The sequence below is a fragment of the Tardiphaga sp. 172_B4_N1_3 genome (assembly GCF_052076035.1).
Classification (GTDB): Bacteria; Pseudomonadota; Alphaproteobacteria; order Rhizobiales; family Xanthobacteraceae; genus Tardiphaga; species Tardiphaga robiniae.
Genome location: NZ_CP197238.1, coordinates 670,287 through 688,444, shown reverse-complemented (window position 1 = coordinate 688,444; position 18,158 = coordinate 670,287). Strand labels below are relative to the sequence as shown.

Annotated in this window: 17 protein-coding genes; 6 read left to right on the top strand and 11 right to left on the bottom strand. The window is 62.8% G+C overall.

Going from position 1 to position 18,158, the window contains the following annotated elements; translation table 11 throughout:
• Positions 1-225: 225 nt before the first annotated feature.
• On the top strand, positions 226-1,119 hold the full coding sequence (locus AB7783_RS03095) for a dihydrodipicolinate synthase family protein (RefSeq protein ID WP_441276789.1): 894 nt from the start codon (positions 226-228) through the stop codon (positions 1,117-1,119).
• A gap of 151 nt (positions 1,120-1,270) precedes the next feature.
• On the opposite strand, the gene AB7783_RS03090 is transcribed toward AB7783_RS03095, so the two are convergent.
• From AB7783_RS03090 to AB7783_RS03080, 3 genes are all read right to left on the bottom strand, one after another.
• Positions 1,271-2,245, bottom strand: a complete 975-nt coding sequence (locus AB7783_RS03090; RefSeq protein ID WP_120290428.1) for a polyphosphate kinase 2 family protein — start codon at positions 2,243-2,245, stop codon at positions 1,271-1,273.
• A gap of 66 nt (positions 2,246-2,311) precedes the next feature.
• The gene (locus AB7783_RS03085; RefSeq protein ID WP_441276788.1) at positions 2,312-3,019 is read right to left on the bottom strand and encodes an NUDIX hydrolase; all 708 of its coding nucleotides are present in this window, start codon (positions 3,017-3,019) and stop codon (positions 2,312-2,314) included.
• Positions 3,020-3,028: 9 nt separating this feature from the next.
• Complete coding sequence (locus AB7783_RS03080) at positions 3,029-4,084, bottom strand: ABC transporter substrate-binding protein (RefSeq protein WP_441276787.1); 1,056 nt, start codon at positions 4,082-4,084, stop codon at positions 3,029-3,031.
• A 130-nt stretch (positions 4,085-4,214) separates the two neighbouring features.
• On the opposite strand from AB7783_RS03080, the gene AB7783_RS03075 reads away from it, so the two are divergent.
• Entirely contained in the window at positions 4,215-4,676 is a 462-nt protein-coding gene (locus AB7783_RS03075; protein ID WP_068738428.1) for a cupin domain-containing protein, read from the top strand.
• A 178-nt stretch (positions 4,677-4,854) separates the two neighbouring features.
• On the opposite strand, the gene AB7783_RS03070 is transcribed toward AB7783_RS03075, so the two are convergent.
• Complete coding sequence (locus AB7783_RS03070; RefSeq protein WP_441276786.1) at positions 4,855-5,643, bottom strand: ABC transporter permease; 789 nt, start codon at positions 5,641-5,643, stop codon at positions 4,855-4,857.
• Complete coding sequence (locus AB7783_RS03065) at positions 5,640-6,446, bottom strand: ABC transporter ATP-binding protein (RefSeq protein WP_441279632.1); 807 nt, start codon at positions 6,444-6,446, stop codon at positions 5,640-5,642. The genes AB7783_RS03070 and AB7783_RS03065 overlap by 4 nt, the downstream gene beginning before the upstream one ends.
• A 368-nt stretch (positions 6,447-6,814) precedes the next feature.
• Between AB7783_RS03065 and AB7783_RS03060 the strand changes: the two genes are divergently transcribed.
• Complete coding sequence (locus AB7783_RS03060; RefSeq protein ID WP_441276785.1) at positions 6,815-7,615, top strand: ATP-binding cassette domain-containing protein; 801 nt, start codon at positions 6,815-6,817, stop codon at positions 7,613-7,615.
• On the top strand, positions 7,612-9,168 hold the full coding sequence (locus AB7783_RS03055; RefSeq protein WP_441276784.1) for an ABC transporter permease/substrate-binding protein: 1,557 nt from the start codon (positions 7,612-7,614) through the stop codon (positions 9,166-9,168). Before AB7783_RS03060 ends, AB7783_RS03055 begins: the two co-directional genes overlap by 4 nt.
• 91 nt (positions 9,169-9,259) lie before the next feature.
• Here the strand turns inward: AB7783_RS03055 and AB7783_RS03050 are convergent, their stop codons facing one another.
• From AB7783_RS03050 to AB7783_RS03035, 4 genes are all read right to left on the bottom strand, one after another.
• The gene (locus AB7783_RS03050; RefSeq protein ID WP_441279631.1) at positions 9,260-10,966 is read right to left on the bottom strand and encodes a sulfatase-like hydrolase/transferase; all 1,707 of its coding nucleotides are present in this window, start codon (positions 10,964-10,966) and stop codon (positions 9,260-9,262) included.
• A 181-nt stretch (positions 10,967-11,147) separates the two neighbouring features.
• Positions 11,148-12,893, bottom strand: coding sequence for a sulfatase-like hydrolase/transferase (locus AB7783_RS03045; protein WP_441276783.1), 1,746 nt, complete (start codon positions 12,891-12,893; stop codon positions 11,148-11,150).
• A 180-nt stretch (positions 12,894-13,073) separates the two neighbouring features.
• Complete coding sequence (locus tag AB7783_RS03040) at positions 13,074-14,330, bottom strand: ABC transporter substrate-binding protein (RefSeq protein ID WP_441276782.1); 1,257 nt, start codon at positions 14,328-14,330, stop codon at positions 13,074-13,076.
• Between the two features lie 114 nt (positions 14,331-14,444).
• A complete protein-coding gene (locus AB7783_RS03035; RefSeq protein WP_441276781.1) occupies positions 14,445-15,173 on the bottom strand; it encodes a FadR/GntR family transcriptional regulator in 729 nt (242 codons plus the stop codon).
• A 173-nt stretch (positions 15,174-15,346) separates the two neighbouring features.
• Here AB7783_RS03035 and AB7783_RS03030 point away from each other — a divergent pair, with 173 nt between their 5' ends.
• Both AB7783_RS03030 and AB7783_RS03025 read left to right on the top strand, forming a co-directional pair.
• Positions 15,347-15,844 (top strand): energy transducer TonB, encoded by a 498-nt coding sequence (locus tag AB7783_RS03030; RefSeq protein WP_441276780.1) that lies wholly within the window; start codon positions 15,347-15,349, stop codon positions 15,842-15,844.
• A gap of 110 nt (positions 15,845-15,954) precedes the next feature.
• Complete coding sequence (locus AB7783_RS03025) at positions 15,955-16,401, top strand: energy transducer TonB family protein (RefSeq protein ID WP_441276779.1); 447 nt, start codon at positions 15,955-15,957, stop codon at positions 16,399-16,401.
• Here AB7783_RS03025 and AB7783_RS03020 read toward each other — a convergent pair.
• Together AB7783_RS03020 and AB7783_RS03015 are read right to left on the bottom strand one after the other, a co-directional pair.
• A complete protein-coding gene (locus AB7783_RS03020; RefSeq protein WP_441276778.1) occupies positions 16,398-17,261 on the bottom strand; it encodes an SDR family NAD(P)-dependent oxidoreductase in 864 nt (287 codons plus the stop codon). The two genes, AB7783_RS03025 and AB7783_RS03020, sit on opposite strands and share 4 nt — an antisense overlap.
• A 176-nt stretch (positions 17,262-17,437) precedes the next feature.
• Positions 17,438-18,115 carry a TetR/AcrR family transcriptional regulator gene (locus AB7783_RS03015; RefSeq protein ID WP_441276777.1) on the bottom strand — a complete coding sequence of 226 codons (678 nt, stop codon included), beginning with the start codon at positions 18,113-18,115 and terminating at the stop codon, positions 17,438-17,440.
• Between the last annotated feature and the right edge of the window lie 43 nt (positions 18,116-18,158).

Genomic DNA, 18,158 nt, shown 5'->3' with positions numbered 1-18,158 from the left:
TCAAGGAAAACCCTTGATGGTTCGTTGCCGACGAGGGCCTGCGGTCGTTCTAGACGACAAATGCGGGGCCCTGCAACGGCTAAGAGGGTCAGGAAGACTGACCTAAATCCTCCTCGGAAGCGCTCGGACGCGTGGCCGACTGGCCTAGCCAGAACATCCCCAACTGGACGTTTTCGCAGCCACCCTTTTGCCCTAAGACCGAACGGCAATTGCGAGGACAGGACGATGACTTTCGCCAGGGGATTATCCGCTTTCCCGATCACGCCGATGAATACAAATGGCAGGGTCGATACGCCCGCGCTGCGGCGGCTGGTGGCGCCGCTGGCGACCGCCAAGGTCGATTCCATCGGGCTCCTGGGCAGCACCGGATCGTATCCGTTTCTCAGCCGTGACGAGCGCCGGCGCGCCACTGAAGCCGCCATTGCGGAGGTCAACGGCCGCGTCCCCGTGCTGGTCGGCATCGGCGCGCTCCGCACCGACGAGACGATCGAACTGGCGCGCGATGCCAAGGCCGCCGGCGCCGCCGCCGGCCTGCTGGCGCCGGTGTCCTATACGCCGCTCACCGAGGATGAAGTGTTCGAGCACTTCAAGGTGGTTGCCGAGACAAGCAAACTGCCGATCGTGATCTACGACAATTTTGCCACCACGCATTTCAAGTTCACACCCGACCTCGTCGGCCGCATCGCACGTATTCCCGGAGTCGTCGCCGTCAAGGGCACCTCCCCCGAAGCCAGCCTCGCCGCAGATCACCTGAAGCAGATGCGTGCCGCCGTACCATCAGGTTTCTCGGTCGGCTATGCCGGTGACTGGAATTCGATGGAGACACTGCTGGCCGGCGGCGATGCCTGGTATTGCGTGGCGGCGGGCCTGTTTCCAAAGAGCTGTCTGGCCATCACCCGCGCAGCGCAGGCCGGAAATGCCGACGAAGCGCGCCGCCTCAACAACGCGATGCAGCCGCTGTGGGATCTGTTCAAGCAATTTTCCAGCCTGCGCGTGATGTATGCGGCTGCGGAGCAGATGGGGCTGACGGATGCGAAACCACCGCGCCCGGTGCTGCCGCTGACGGATGCGGCGCAAGAGAAGGTGGCAAAGGTGCTGAAGGAATTGAAGCTGAGTTAAACTAGCCCGCCGTAGCTGTCGTCCCCGCGAAGGCGGGGACCCATAGCCACGGTCGAACTAATCAAAACGGCAAAGTCGCGACGACAACGTACGAACGGCCTCTTCGGCGTGTATGGATCCCTGCCTTCGCGGGGATGACAGCCAGAAAATATCACGTTTTCTTCGCCGCTTTCTTCTTGGCCACCTTCTTCTTCGCGACCTTCTTCACCACAGGCTTGCCTTCCCGCGGCGGCCCTTCCTTCTCCAGCGCCTCGCGGATCAGCGTAAAGTCCTTCTTCGCCTCGCCGTCCACGGTCGGAAAGTGCAGGTCCAGCTTCTCCAGCGCGTTGACGATGGCCGAGCCGATCACCACGCGCGAGAACCATTTGCGATCCGCCGGCACCACATGCCACGGCGCCTCCTCGCAGGACGTATGCTTGATCAGGTCCTCATAGGCCTCCTGATACTTGTCCCATAGCGCGCGCTCGGCGATATCGGCCGATGAGAACTTCCAGTTCTTGGCCGGCTGCTCGAGACGATCGAGGAAGCGCTCGCGCTGCTCTTCCTTGGAGACGTTGAGAAAGAATTTCAGTACCACGGTGCCATTGCGGGCGAGATATTTCTCGAAGGCGGTGATATCCTCGAAGCGCTCGCGCCAGATATCCTTCGTCACCAGCTCCGCCGGAATTTTCTGCTTGGCGAGAATCTCCGGATGCACACGGACGACAAGACATTCCTCGTAATAGGAGCGATTGAAGATGCCGATACGTCCGCGCTGCGGCAGCGCGATGGTATGGCGCCACATGAAATCGTGATCGAGTTCGTTCGACGACGGCGTCTTGAACGAATGCACCTCGCAGCCCTGCGGATTGATGCCGTCGAACACGCTCTCGATGGCGCTGTCCTTGCCGGCGGCGTCCATGCCCTGGAAGATCAGCAGCAGTGACCAGCGATCCTGCGCATAGAGCTTTTCCTGCAGCTCCTGCAGCCGGCGGCGGTTGGCCTCGATGATCTTCTTCCCGGTTTCCTTGTGCAGCCCGCCGCTGCCATTGGTGTCATGCGCCTTGAGATGAAAAGCCTTCGACCCATCAATCCGATACGGCTCGATATAGGACTTCAACGCGGACACAACTGGCTTGGCAGACATGAGATCGGCAACTCCGGGACACGGGGATTGCAAGCGTAGCGTGCCGATCCCGGCAATACCAGCAGATCACGTCGCTGGCGTCAGCTGCGCTGTCATAAACGCTGTCACAAACAGCGGCATCGTCGGGGTGAAGTCGGCTTCGCTGCGCACCAGATGAATTCCGCTCAGCTCAGGCGATGCCTGACCGGCAAGATTGGCCTCGATGATGCTGCGCAGCGTCTCGCCCGGCTGATCCGCATCGAGAAGACGCATCATCGCTACCGAGAAGTCCGTCACGACGCATGACCAGCCAGCGTCGGCGCGGTAATCGGCTTCCGTCAGACCGAGTTCTTCCTCGACTTCGCGGGTGACACTGCTGGCAATATCGACCACATCGCCGCGCAGGTCGTCCAGGTCAGGCGTGCCCGCCGCAAAATAAATGCGTCCGGCATTGGATGTATGCTGCCCCATCTCGCCGAGCACAAAGGCGCCGTCACTGGCACGCAGCGCGCCCATGCCAAAGCCGTTGAACACATCCGGATCTGGACAACGCCAATCCCGCCACGCCAAGAAGCTCGCAAAATCGGTCTCGAAATATTCCGCGCGAAACTGATCGCCGGTGAAATGCGCATTGCGCGCCAGCAATACGCGCCCATTGAACAGTTGCGGCTTCTCGGCGCGCTTCAGGGCAAAGTGAGCGTCGATCTCGTCCCGCCGCTCACGCGCGAATGGCCACTGCCAATCGCTGCGTGTGAGGTCGAGTTGCGTGACGCGGTGAATGACCGGCGTCATCATGCGCAGACCCTACTTCGCATTCGTCCCCATCGTCTTGCCGAACTGCTCGACATATTTATTCGTATAGGTCTTGCTGACATCGATATTGGCCTTGGCCACCTCAGGCGAGCCTTCGCTGAACACGGCGAGCACGGCGGCGGCGCCCTTCGGATCCATCAGCCCCGTCTCCGAATACATCGGGAGCGTGTTCTTCAGCGCCGCGAGATAGAGCTCCTTGTCCTTGCCGACAATGCCTTCGGGCATCTTCGCCATGATCTCTTCCGGCGTATGGCTGTGGATCCACTTCAGCGTATTCATGATCGCGTTGGTCAGCCCCTGCACTTCTTTCTCATGAGCCTTGACCCAGGCCGTCGTCGAATACAGCGCGCCACCTGGATATTCGCCGGAGAACACCGCCAGCGTGTCCTTCTGCGTGCGGGTATCGCTGAGAATCGTGAGGTCTTTGTGGCTGCCCTGCAGCACGGTGACGGCAGGATCGAGCATCACGGCGGCTTCGATCTGCCCCTGCTCCATCGCCGCCACCGCGGTCGCGCCGAGGCCGACGCCGATCACAGCAGTACCGGCCGGATCGAGACCGTTTTTCTTGAGCTGATACTTCAGGAAGAAGTCTGTCGACGAGCCCGGCGCGCTGACGCCGACTTTCTTGCCTGCGAGATCCTTGATCGACGTAATCTTGCTGGTGTGCTTCGGCGACACCACCAGCACCAGACCGGGATAGCGGTCATAGACCACGAAGCTCTGCAGCTCCTGCTTCTTGGCGGCGAGATTGACGCAATGATCGAAATAGCCGGAGACCACATCGGCGCTGCCGCCGAGCACCGCTTTCAACGCATCGGAGCCGCCCTTGAGATCGACCAGCTCGACGGCGAGACCCGCTTTCTCGTATTCGCCAAGCTGCTTGGCCAGCACGGTCGGCAGATAGCACAGGCACGCCCCGCCGCCGATGGCGATGGTCACTTTGGTTTGCGCTGCAGCGGGATGAACGAGAAACAGCGACAAAAGGCTCGCAAGGAAAAGACGTGCAAGGAATAAACGGTTCAAGCCGGTTTTTATGTTTGTTGTCATTATTTCCTCCGCTGCTATCAGGCGCGGAGGATAGAGGAGCCTCTGCCGGTTGGAAAGCCGGCACTGGTCAACGCACATTCCGCGACATAGCATCCGCGCGGCAAATCATTGTCATCCAGGGGGGACGTTCATGAAGCGCATCACTGCGACACTCTCGATCACCGCAGCCTTCGCCGCGGGTTGTCTCATCACGCATCTCGTGCCCGAGGGCATCACGCCGGCACAGGCTGCGGAAAACATCACCGCCCAGGTCATCCACGTCCCCGAACTCGTCGGCGACGCACTCGGCCCGGCCTCGCCCACCGGCTTCCGCTCCAAGATGTTCATGCAGGCCGACGGCGCGACGATCTCGGTGCAGGACGGCAATGTGGTGAAGCACATGCATCCCAACACCAACGAGATCCAGTACATCCTGGAAGGCACCGGCACTGTGTGGCTCGGCGACAAGGAAGTTCAGGTCAAGGCCGGTGACCTCATCATCATCCCGAAGGGCACGCCCCATGGCGGCACCAAGCCCGACGGCAAGCCGTTCCGCGCCATCGCCATCAAGACCCCGCCGCAGGCGCCGGACGACACCAAGCCGCTGCCGTAAGCCACGGGCTCTGCTTAACCTCGCCCCGCTTGCGGGGAGAGGTCGGATCACAAGCGACAGCGCGTGATCCGGGTGAGGGGGAGCCAGTGTTTCACTCGCTAGCTCCCCCTCACCCGTCTCGAATGACCTTCGGTCATTCGATCCACCCTCTCCCCGCAAGCGGGGCGAGGGAATCGTCTCAGCTCCGCCCTTCGCTCGCCACCGGCTTCCACACCAGCAACCGCTTCTCGACCATCGTCACCAGAATATCGATGGCAATGACAAAGGCCGACAGCACGAACATCCCCGCAAACACGCCGGCGACATCGAACGTGCCTTCCGCCTGCTGGATCACGTAACCCAGCCCCGCCGCGGAGCCGAGATATTCACCGACCACGGCGCCGACGACGGCAAAGCCCACTGCGGTATGCAGCGATGAGAACATCCATGACAGCGCCGACGGCCAGAACACATGGCGCATCAGCTGCCGCTCGCTCATGCCCAGCATGCGACCATTGGCGAGCACCGTCGGCGAGACTTCCTTGACGCCCTGATAGACGTTGAAGAAGACGATGAAGAATACCAGCGTGACGCCGAGCGCCACTTTCGACCAGATGCCGAGCCCGAGCCACAGCGCGAAGATCGGCGCCAGCACCACGCGCGGCAGCGCATTGGCCATCTTCACATAGGGATCGAAGATCGCTGCAAGCCGCGGCTGGCGCGCAAACCAGAAGCCGATCAGCACGCCCAGCGTCGAGCCGATGACAAAGGCCAATACCGACTCAAGTAGCGTGATGCCAAGATGCTTCCAGATAATGCCTGACGCGAACCAGCTAACAATCTGGCTGCCGACATCCCAGGGGTTGGAGAAGAAGAACGGCGGCAGCAGGATGCGGCCGAACACCGGCACGGTGGTGAACAGGTGCCACAGCCCGATGACGACCACGGCGACGAGCACCTGACACAGCAGCAGCACGGGACGCGTCATGACGCGGCTCCCATACCAGCCGACTGCGCATAGCCCTTCATCACTTCGTCCTTCAGCACACTCCAGATCTCGCGATGAAGCGCATGGAAGTCCTTGTCGAGCCGCACTTCGAAAATATCGCGCGGCCGCGGCAACGGCACTTTCCAGTCGCCGATGATGCGCGAGCCCGGCCCTGCCGACATGATGACGACGCGGTCGGCCAGCGCGATCGCCTCTTCGAGATCGTGGGTGACGAACAGCACTGCCTTGCGATCCCTGCTCCACAGATCCAGCAGCAGGTTGCCCATCACCTGCCGGGTCTGTGCGTCAAGCGGCCCGAACGGCTCATCCATCAGCAGGATTTTCGGATTGCGGATCAGCACCTGCGCAAGACCGACGCGCTTGCGCTGGCCGCCCGACAGCATATGCGGATAGCGCCCGGCGAAGGCGCCGAGACCCACCGAGGTCAACCACTCCTGTGCCCGCGCCAGCGCCTCGTCGCGCGCTATCCCCGCGATCTCCAGCCCAATGGCAACATTGTCGAGCGCGGTCTTCCAGGGAAACAGCGCGTCGGCCTGAAACAGGTAGCCCGCCTGCGCGTTCAGTCCGCCCAGCGGCTGACCGAAGATCCGGACAGCACCGGAGGCTGGCGCCAGCAGACCGGCTGCGACATTGAGCAGTGTAGATTTGCCGCAGCCGGTCGGCCCGACAATGGCGACGAACTCGCCATCCGCGACCCGGAGTGTCGCCTTCTCCACCGCCGTATAGATGCGATTGTCGGCAATACCGAACGCCACTGTCGCGTCATCAAGCGCCACCGCCATCGATGCCGCGGCCCCACCTGCCTGCACGCGCGTCCCCCAGAGTGTTTTTGTTCCGGGACTGGCTTAGCGCTGCAGGGTTGATAATTCAACGGTGGGGCCGGGTTGGTGGGCCAGATGCTGCATGATAGCTTTGCAGCGATGATTTCAGAACTCGGTACATCGATGGCGCCCCATCTTCACCCTCCCCTGGAGGGGGAGGGTCGGGCGACGCGAACGATGCGCAGCAGCGGTCGCGTTGTCCGGGGTGGGGTGACATGTTCATCCATGGAGCTTCCCATTCACCCCACCCCGCCACGTGCTTCGCACGTGGCGACCCTCCCCCTCCAGGGGAGGGTAAGCGACGACGCACCGCGTAAGATATCCGGCGCATGAGTCCCCTCATCCGCTTCTCTCGCATCAGCAAGAGCTTCGACGGCGGGGCCATCAAAGCCGTCGATGACGTTTCGCTCGACGTGGCCGAAGGCGAGTTCCTCGCGGTGGTCGGCGGCTCCGGCTCAGGCAAGACCACGCTGATGCGGCTGGCCAACCGGCTGATCGCGCCGGACGCGGGACACATCACCATCGTCGGCGAGGACGTCGCGCAGGTCGATCCCATCGAACTGCGCCGGCGCATCGGCTATGTGTTCCAGAGCGGCGGGTTGTTTCCGCATATGAGCATCGCCGACAATATCGGCATCACGCCGAAACTGCTCGGTACGCCGCCCAAAGAGATCGCCGCGCGCGTCGATGAACTGCTCGATCTCGTGCGCCTCGACCGCAAGCAGCACCGCGATCGCTTTCCGCACGAACTCTCCGGCGGCCAGCGCCAGCGCGTCGGCGTCGCGCGTGCCCTCGCCGCGAAGCCGCGCATCGTGCTGATGGATGAACCGTTCGGCGCGCTCGATCCGCTGACCCGCGATGCGCTTGGCGATGACTACCGCGCGCTGCATCACAAGCTCGGCCTCACCACCATCATGATCACCCATGACATGACGGAGGCGATCCTGCTCGCGGACCGGATCGCGGTGATGCACTCCGGCAAACTGCTCGCGGAGGGCACGCCCACTGAGTTGTCCGAAAGCACCGATCCCTATGTCGGCGAGTTGCTGGGCACACCGCGCCGGCAAGCGGAACGACTTCAGATGCTGCTGCCGAAGGATGGTGCGGCGCCGCAGGACGGTGCGGCATGAGCCTGTTCACCGATCCGCGCTGGAGCGACGCGCTCGGGCATCTGCCGGACTATCTTGGTAGCCACGTGCGCGTCAGTCTCGCCGCGCTGGCGCTCGGCCTCATCATCAGCCTGCCGCTAGCCATCATGGCACGTCAACGGCCGGTGCTGCGCAGCGCGCTGCTCGGCGTCGCCAGCATCGTGCAGACCATTCCGGGTCTGGCATTGCTGGCCTTGTTCTATCCGCTGCTGCTGGCGCTCGCGGCATTGTCGGCGCAGTGGCTCGGCTTCAACTTCTCGGCCTTCGGCTTCCTGCCCGCGGTGCTGGCGCTGGCGCTGTATTCGATGCTGCCGGTGCTGCGCAACACCATCACGGGATTGAACGGCGTCGATCCCGCGCTCACCGAAGCCGCGCAAGGCGTCGGCATGACACCGCGGCAATCGCTGACCATGGTCGAATTGCCGCTGGCATTGCCAGTCATCATGGCCGGCATCCGCACCTCGGCGGTGTGGGTCATCGGCACCGCGACGCTGTCCACGCCGATCGGCCAGACCAGTCTCGGCAACTACATTTTTGCAGGATTGCAGACGCAGAACTGGGTGCTGGTGATCTTCGGCTGCGTCGCCGCTGCAATCCTCGCGCTGGCCGTCGATCAATTGCTGGCGCTGATCGAGACCGGCATCCTCCGGCGCAGCCGCATCCGCACCGCCATCGGCGTGCTCGGTATCGCGGCGCTGGTGCTCGTCACACTCGCGCCGTCATTCGCCCGCTCCGGCACACGCATCGTGGTCGGCGCCAAGACTTTCACCGAACAATATGTGCTGGCCGCGCTGATGTCGCAGCGTCTGCAGGCGGCCAGCCTGCCCGCCACGACGCGGCAGGGTCTCGGCTCCAGCGTGATCTACGATGCGCTGGCCTCCGGCGATATCGATGTCTACATCGATTATTCCGGCACGCTGTGGGCCAACCAGTTTCACCGCAGCGAGATCCTGCCGCGCGAACAACTGCTCACCGAGCTGAAGACGACGCTGGCGAAACAAGGCATCACGCTGTTCGGCGAGCTCGGTTTCGCCAATGCCTATGCGCTGGTGATGCCGCGTACGAAGGCGGAGATGCTGGGGATCAAGACCGCAGCCGATCTCGCGGCGCTGAGCAGTAATATGACCATCGCCGGCGACTACGAATTCTTCTCGCGGCCGGAATGGTCGGGGCTGAAGGCAGCCTATGGCCTGTCGTTCAAGGCCCAGCGCACCATGCAGCCCGATTTCATGTATGCCGCCGTCGCCTCCGGCGAGGTCGATGTCATCGCCGGCTACACCAGCGACGGGCTGATCGCAAGATACGATCTCGTGGTGCTGGACGATCCCAAACACGCCATCCCGCCCTATGACGCGATCATGCTGCTGGCGCCGAAGCGCGCGGGTGACGAGAAGCTGCGCAGCGCATTGGAGCCACTGCTCGGCAAGATCGATCTGCCGCTGATGCGCGAAGCCAATCTCCGCGCCGCAGGGAATGATGCGACGAGTTCGCCGGAAAGTGTGGCCCGGTGGATGTGGGACAGGATAAAAAAGTAGGATGGGTAGAGCGTCTTCGCGAAACCCATCAATGGCGAGCCACGAAAGCGATGGGTTTCGCTGCGCTCTACCCATCCTACGAACTCCGGCGTTACAAATTCTTGATCATCCCCGCATCGATCAGCAGGCGATTGAATCGTCGCGCTTCCGCGCCGTCCTTGCAGGCGTAAAACAGTCCCTTGCAGCGAAGCATGATCTTCTTTTGCTCCTCGAAGGACGGGTCCAGCGGAATGCCCGCGGCCTCCTGAATGACCAGCGGCAGATACGGCCCGTCGATCGTGTCCATCACCGTCGCGCTCTTCACCGGTTCGAAATTGATCGCGTCGATGGCGTAGTAGGTCGCGTAGTAGCGCGGGTCGTAACTCTGCAGCTTCTTGCCGAGGCCCGCTTCATCCATGTTGGGATCGAGAATGCCCGGCGCGAATTCCGGCTGATGATCGCCATAGCGTACGATCAGGAACGGCTGCGCTGGAAACTGCTTCTTCAGCTTCGCGACGAACGCACTATAGTGATCGACGCTCATCGCTTGCCGGCGCAGATATTCATCAACCACCGGCACGTTGCCGGGCGGGCGCCAGCCGGGCGTCATGTCTGGGCGAAATTTGGTCTCCCACGGAAAGTGATTGGCGGCGAGATAGACGAACATGAACAGCGGATTGGTCGGCGGCTGCTCGGCCATCAGGCGCGCTGCTGAATCGTAGAAGAAGCTGTCGGGCTCCACGCCCTTGGCACCAAGATCCTTGGCGTCATAGAAGCGCTCGACGCCGGTGGTGGTCTGGAAGCTGCGCGCGCTCATGAAGGCGCCGAAGGCCGGATAGAGCGAGATAGTGCTGTAGCCACAGCGGCGCAGCGCCAGTGGCAATCCGCGCTCGACGCGGCCCGAAGCGATCCGCGTGACGAAATAGGAGAACGGCCCGAACGAGCGCGACGAGAGTCCGGCCAGTACGTTGTATTCGGTGAACCAGCTTGGCCCGCCATTGCTCTCGGCGAGAAATTTGCGTGCCTTGCCATCCCATGAATTGAAGTGGCTGCCATAGCCTTTCGGCGTCTTCACGCCGGCGGCCTGACGGATGTCGAAGGACGACTCGTCATGCACCATGATGATGTGCGGACGACGTCCCGCCGGATGGCAGGAATCCTCCAGCGGCAACCTCAGCCGCTCGGTGATGACCGCGTCGGACTCCATGAAACCGTAGCTGCTGAAGTCCGACACCGCGGTGACGCCGGAGCGCGCGAATTTCGACAGATAGCCGTCATCGTAATAGCCGCGCCAGGCTTCATCCGGCCACGCCAACGCATATCCCGTCAATGCGGCGAGGCAAGCCGTCAGCGCGGCGAGCGCCGGCAGCCGTCGAATGCGGAACGGATCGAGCCACCACAGCGCATACATCAGCGGCAGCACCACCACGGCAGCGCCGATGGCGGACCAGCGCAGGTTCGGAAAGATCGTGAACAGGAAGGCTGCGGTATCGCGGTCGATCACCATCAGGTCGACGAAGTTCGCGGTCATCTGCACCACGTCGTGCTTCAGCCGCGACAGCAGCACCAAGATGACGACCAGGGTCAGCGACAGCGCTCCCGAAAGCGCGGGACGGCGCAGCAGCGCAATCCAGAACAAGTTGAGAATGGCCCAGGCCAGCACGAAGCCCACCCGTCCCACCAGATCGGTCTCGGTCTGGAACATCACCAGCAGCGCGCCGAAATGCGGCGCTGCCACGGCCAGCAGCCGCCACACGCTGGTCGGTGCAGCGACAGCAGTGGTCGAGACGCTGGGTACTGGATTGAGCGGAGGCGCCATGGCGGCACGCAACACCACCGGCGAGGCCTCGGGCCTGGGCTGGCGACGGCCAGAGGGCGCATGTCGCAGCCGGAAACTGCGATATGTCATTAATTTGTAATGTAATCGTCATGAACGGGCAATGACCTTGGCCTGAACGGGATGGACAGACACCCTGCCCTCACTGCTGCAGCCGGCCGGGTCAGAGATCCTTGATCAGCCCCGCATCGATCAGCCAGCGATTGAACCGGCTCGCTTCGTCGCCGCCCTTGCAGCCATAGAACACGCCCTTGCAGCGAAGCATGATCTTCTTCTGCTCGACAAAGGACGGATCGAGCGGCACGCGTGCGGCCTCCTGCACCATGAGCGGCAGATAGGCTGCATCCAGCACCGGCAACGCCGATGCCAGTTCGGGCCGGTAGTTCAGCGCGTCGATGGCGTAATAGGTCGTATAGTATCTGACATCATGCGTCATGATCCGGTCGGCGCGCTTCGGCTGCGGCAGTTCGGGCTCCAGCAGTTTTTGCGCGATCGCGGGCTGATGGTCGCCGAACCGCACCAGCAGGAACGGCTCGGTCGGATGGTCCTTCTGGAGCTGCGCGACGAAGGCCTTGTAGTCCGCAGCCGTCATCGCCTGGCGGCGGATATACTCATCCACCTCCGCCGTATTGCCCGGCGCCTGCCAGCCGGCCGGCGTCAGGTCGTCGCGATAGGTCGTGGTCCACGGGAAGTGATTGGCGGTGAGATAGACCAGCACGAAGACCGGCTGGTCGGTCTTGCTCTCGCGCGCGATGAGATCCCTGGCCTGATCGAAATAGAACCTGTCGGGCTGCATGTCCTCGCTGACGCCCATCGCCGCCATGTCGATGAAGCCATCGATGCCGGCGCCCTCCTGGAAGCTGCGCGCGCTGAGGAAATTGCCGTAGGTCGGATACAGCGAGAAGGTCTTGTAGCCGCAGCGCTGCAGCGCCTGCGGCAGGCCGCGCGAGATCTTTCCGGCGGCGATACGCGTCACATAGAACTTCAGCGCGCCGAAGGAACGTGCCGACAGGCCGGTGAAGATGTTGAACTCGGTGTACCAGGTCGGCCCGCCGCTGGACTCGGTGATCAGCGCGCGCTGCTGGCCATCGGCAGACTTGAAGTAATCATGATAGCCGGCCGGCACCTTGATGCCGGGCGCCGCCGACACGTCGAATGACGACTCGTCGAGCACCATCACGATATTCGGCCGCTTCACGCCCGGCTCGCAGGTGGTCATCGGCGATGCCTGCGCCGAACTCACGAGGCTCTTGGAATCCGCCTCGATCCATCCGGTCGCCGTCAGATGCGACACCGAGACAACACCGGAGCGCGCCAGATTGGAAATGTGATTGACGCCCTGGAACGGCTCCCATGGCTTTTCGGGATTGGCTGCCGACAGACCGACGATCCCCGCCAGGCAGACGCCCGCGCAGGCCAGCGCACTGCGGCGGCGCAGGCGGAACGGATCGGCGCGCCAGATCAGCCACAGGATCGGCAGCGCGACGGCAGCGGCGATAAGGAGCCAGGTCCGCAGCTGCGGGAAGATCGAATGCAGGAACGAGATCGTGTCACGATCGATGATCAGGAAATCCAGGAAGGTCAGCGTGAGCTGCGTGATCCCGAATTTGAACTGCGACAGCACGATCAGCGTCGTGACCAGCAGCAGCGACAGCACCGCGCTGACCCCCGGCCGCTTGAACAACGCGAGGAACAGGAAGTTCAGCAAACCCCAGGTGAACAGCGCCAGCGTGTTGGCGAACGGGCCATATTCGACCGAGGCGAGAACATAGATCGCGAGCGTATGGATCGCAGCGATCAGCGCCGTGCGCAGCGGCCACTGCCGAACATATTGCCAAACGGCTGCCAATCGCTCCCTGAAGCGGCGGCCGGCTTGCGCCGGGGAGACTGAGATCGGCGACGGCAGCATGACTTGCCTGCGAACACCCGGCAAGAAAACTACCCTGTCTGGCAACGGCCAGCCGGCTCACACCGCGACCGGACCCTGCGGAATGTCACAAAATCGTAATACAGGCGTCATGAACGGACAATGAACCTTTCGACGCAGGCGGTGCCGGTCCGGGCGCCGCCTGCCGTCGTCATCCCTCGCCTACCGCACCGCGGTCGGCGTCTCGCCCTTGATGATCTCACCGAAGCGCTGCCAGCGTTCGCCCTTGAAGCTCATCATCTGGAACTGGTCGATGGGCGAGAAGTCGGTCGGGCTGGTGTTGACGGTCACGCCCGGCAGCAACCCGTCGAGCTGCACGTTCTTGAGGTTGGCGGCCTGCTTCATCAGGTTCTCATGGGTGAGATCGTCGCCGCACTGCTTCAGCGCCTCGACCATGGTCTGGGCGATGCTGTAGCCGGACAGCACGGTGCTCTCCATCGCCTTCCCTTCGGGAATGTATTTCTCGACATAGGCGTAGAATTTCTGCATGCCCGGATCGTCCTTCCATTGCGGGTCGGTTGGATCCTTGGCGAAGGTTGCGGACAAAACGTCCTGCGCATTCTCGAAGCCGGCCGGACGGATCACGCTGCCCACCGACGAACTCGCATTCGGCACGATGTGCAGCGGCTTCCAGCCGAGCTCGGCGACTTTCTTGATCGACTGTGCGGCGAATTTTCCGACAGCAAAGGAGAACAGCGTATCGACGCCGGCGGCCTTCAGCTTGACGATCTGCGAGTCGATGGTCGGCTCGGAAACCTCGTAGCTCGCTTCAGCCACGATCATTGACGCCGCCTTGTCGCCGAAACCTTCCTTCAGTCCCTTCAGATAGTCCTTGCCGAAATCGTCGTTCTGATAGAGCACGCCGATCTTGGCATCCGGCTTCTCCTTCAGAAGATACTTCGCATAGGCCGCAGCCTCGGCGTGATAGCTCGGCAGCCAGCCCATGGTCCATGGAAACTGCTTCGGATCGTTCCAGCGGGTGGCGCCGGTCGCCAGGAAGAGTTGCGGCGTCTTCTTGGCATTGACGTATTTCTGGATCGCGGCATTCGCGGCGGTGCCGACATTGCCGACGATCGCCATCACCTCGTCACTCTCGACCAGCTTGCGGGTCTGCTCCACGGTCTTCGGCGGCGAATAGGCGTCGTCATAGCTGATGAAGACGATCTTGCGGCCGTTGATGCCGCCCTCGTCATTGATCTTCTTGAAATAGGCGGCATAGGACTTGCCGAGAATGCCGTAAGCAGACGCCGGGCCGCTATAGGGCACGGTGTTCCCGATCTTGATTTCGGTATCGCTGGCGCCGGGGCCATATGTCTTCTGCGCCAGTGCCGGGCTCGCGGTCAGTGCAATCGCAGCTGCGAGCGCAGCCATGATGCTGGCGGCCGCTGGCGCGGCCCTGGAAGTCGTCGTGATACGCATTTTCTGTCCTTCTTTTTGCGTTTCCATAAGTGACGGCCGTTGCCGTATGCGATCCGAGCCTTCCCGTTTGTCGGGATTGTTGAACGGCCCGTCAGATGCGTGTGTTCGTCGTGATCAGTCCTTGACGTCGGAGTCTGTGGCGCCCTGCTCGGCCAATGCTCGAACGTCTTCGGCGGCGGTCTGCACGTGGCGATGCACCAGCATTGTGGCTGTCGCTTCGTCGCGCGCTGCGATCGCGGCGACAAAAGCGCGGTGATCAATGAGCGAGCGCTGGCGGATCTCGGCAGAGGCGAAATAGCGGCGCCGCCAGCCCGTGCTCATCAGCATCAGCGGCGTCAGCGTGCGCACCAGCACACGGTTCTGGCTCGCCGCGACAACCGCAAGATGGAATGCGACGTCTTCATCGGCGAGATTGCTGCCATTGGCGACGAGCGCCGCATAGGTGTCGAGCAGCTGATGCAGCTTCTTGAGATCGGCGTCGGTGCGGCGCTGACAGGCCAGCCGGAAAGCCTGCTCCTCACAAAGAATTCTGGCCTCAGTGACATCGCGCGTCACCTGCGCATCGAAGGGCAGGCCAAGGTCGGCCTGCAGCACCAGCGCATCGAGCCCGCTGTCTTCCAGCGCGTTGCGCAGATAGATGCCTGATTTGGGCTTCCGCTCGGTGATGCGCATGGCATCGAGCACCGCCAGCGCCTCGCGGACCGATCCGCGCGTCACCCCGAACCGCTCCGACAGATCCCGCTCCGACGGCAGCCGGTCGCCTTTCGCAAGCCGGTGGTGCCGGACGAATTCAAGCGTCTTCCGAACGGCGTCGGAGGTGTCGGTGCTGACCGCAGTGAGCATAAGCTGACCCTACCAATCTGGTAGGACCAGATCAAGGCAGTTAAATGCGGCTGATGGGCGCGGCAAGACAAGTTCGGCCGTCTTCCCAGTCTTGCGGATGCCATCTCCGCAATATAATACCTATGGTAGCAGCCAGCCAAACCGCCCTCATCGTCATCAGGATAACCTCGCCAATGTTCGTCCCGTCAGGACGCCATGATGCGGGCCTGCGCGATACGCGCACCCGCTCGATCGCTTCGGCCGTATCGCTCGTACTCGCCGCACTCGTCCTTGCCGCGTTCACGGCGCAGGCACAGGCGCGCAGCGCCCCTCCGCCACCTCATGAATGCGCGAGATCCGAAGAGCCGCATTGCGTCGCCATGCGGGCACGCGCGCGCGCCGCCGAACTCGCCCGCCTGCGAGCAAGCATCACCTATCGCATTCTCGGCTCCGTCCAGTATCCGCCGCAGGCAGCCATGGAAGGCGAAGGCGGCATGGCCCTGGTTCATTTTGTGCTCGCGCCGTCCGGCAAGCTGACGAACATCAGGATCATCAGGAGCTCGGGATCTGCAGCGCTCGACCGCGCCGCCCGGCAGGCCGTCCAGCTCGCCAGTCCCATCCCTCTCGGTCCAAACGGCCTTCCGGAAAAGAAACTCGACTTTACGTTGCCAATCGCGTTTCGAAGCAGATAGCGATCGCGACCGTCAGCTCTGGCTCAGTCGCGCGGCCAACGCGCGGACATAGGACAGGCTAACGGAATAATGGCACGCCCGGTGCCGAGTACTGCCGAAAGTCCAGCAGCATGGCTCGTCGTTACGCATCTCTCCTCACGACTCTCTCACTCATTCTCGTTACTTTGCTGCTTGGCCCTCCCGAAGCGAACGCACAGTCCGGACCGGCATCCGACCAGCGCAGCCCGGCCATGACGGAGTGGCGCCGGGGCGTCGATATCAAGATCAATCGCACGGCCCGCAATCTCGGCAGGCTGTCGGTGCGGGGACAGACCGTCGTCGGCTTTCGCGTCGACCGCAGCGGTCGCCTGATCGAGTCAAAGGTTCTCCGCAGCTCCGGGGATACCGAACTCGACGGCGCGTTCCTCGCCGTCGTTCGCGTGGCTGGCCCATTCCCTCCTCTTCCCTCCGGCTATCCGAGCCCGACACTGGCAACTGCGATCACGATGACGTCCGGGCCGCGCAAAGGTGATTTTCACGGCATGAGGCCGCTCAGGCCCTTCCCGGCCGAGTTCTAGAAACCAGCTCGCTTGCGCGACGCCAACCCAAGTTGGCGGCCGACAATGCGATCGAGCCAGCGTCGCGGCAGCAAACCGGCGACGAAGGTCTGGACCGGCTCCGGCGACGCCACCACGCGCAGTTTCGGGCGGGATACGGTCAACGCCTGATGAACCAGCTCGCCGATCCGCTCCGGCGGCAGCCCGTTCTTCGCCAGCTTCATCAGCGTCTCGCGCAGCTTCGTTAGCGCCGGCAGAAACGGCGACGCATCGAAGCGCGCCATATCGATCGCCTCGGCCTTGTCCCAGATCGGCGTGCGCACGGCCCCCGGCGCGATCACCAGCACGTCGATACCGAACAGCATGAATTCGCGCCGCAGGCTCTCGGCCAGCCCCTCCAGTGCGAATTTTGACGCGCTATAGGGCGACAGCAGTGGATTGCCGAACTGGCCGGACACCGAACTCATCATCACGATGCGCCCGGGCGCGCCCGTCATCGCCGGATCGGCGCCGAGCAGCGGCGCGAAGGCCTTGGTGACGATCACCGGCCCCATCACATTGATCTCGATCTGTTGGCGAAACTCATCCGCCGACAGATCGAGCAGCGCGCCAGGCACCGCAACGCCGGCATTGTTGACGAGCCCTGCAAGCGTCTCGCTGTTCAGCGCGGCGCGAACTTGGACAGCGGCGGCCAACACAGCAGCCTCGTCGGTGACATCGAACAGCAGCGGGATGAAGTTCGCGCCGAACTCGGCTTGCAACCGCTCTGTATCAACCTGCCTACGGACACTGCCGAATACGCGAAAACCGCGCGCGAGTAGAAGCTTCGCCGTGGCGTGGCCGATGCCCGTGGAGACGCCGGTGATGACGATGGATCGCATGAAAAGCACCTGAGATGTGATGGCCCGTAAATTCGGCCGGGACCGAGACCGCATCGCCGCGCTCACGGCGAGAGTTACGGATCGTGGCCTCATTGGTTTTTGACGATCGGCACGCTCTTGTCGATCTGCGACAGCAAGCCGCGCAGGCTTGATGCATATTCGAACGGAATCGCTGCTCAGACAGGCTTTGCGATCCCATCAACGAACAGCGTGATGATCGCCTCTGCCATCTGATCCGCCTCGGCATCCGCGACACCCCAGCGTGGAAAATGCCCGTCGATCTTCATGCGGGCAAACCCATAGACCAAGGCACGGCCGGCAATCTTTATCACGCGCAGATCGGAGGAGCGCAGTTGTCCCTGCGCCAGGGCATCCATTAGCAATTGCTCGGTCATGGCGATCAGCTCATCATTGTCCTCGCGTAACGCTTCCGACTGGTCGTGGGAAAAATACTTGCCGCTCGAGATCACTTCGAAATGCGCCGGGTTTGTCATCGCCCAGCGCATATAGGCCATGCCAAAGGCGCGAAACCGCGCCAGCGGATCGTCGGCGAACGTGCCAGCGATGGCCGCGGCGATCGAGACTCGGAAGCGGCGCTGTGCCTCTTCTGCCACCGCGCTCATCAGGTCATTGCGGCTGGGGAAGTGCCGGAACGGCGCTCCCGGCGATACGCCGGCGCGCCGCGCGGCCTCGCGCACGCTGACGGCATCCGCGCCACCTTCCTCGGCCAGTTCAAGCGCCGCCGCAATCAGCACACGGCGCAGATCGCCGTGATGATAGGTCTTCGGCGATGTTGCCGTTCGCCCCTTCGCGGCACGTGGCACGACCGACGGCCGGGCGGCTCGTTTGCGCACAGGCGACTTCGATGCCGATCTGGACGGCGGCGGCTTTGCGGAC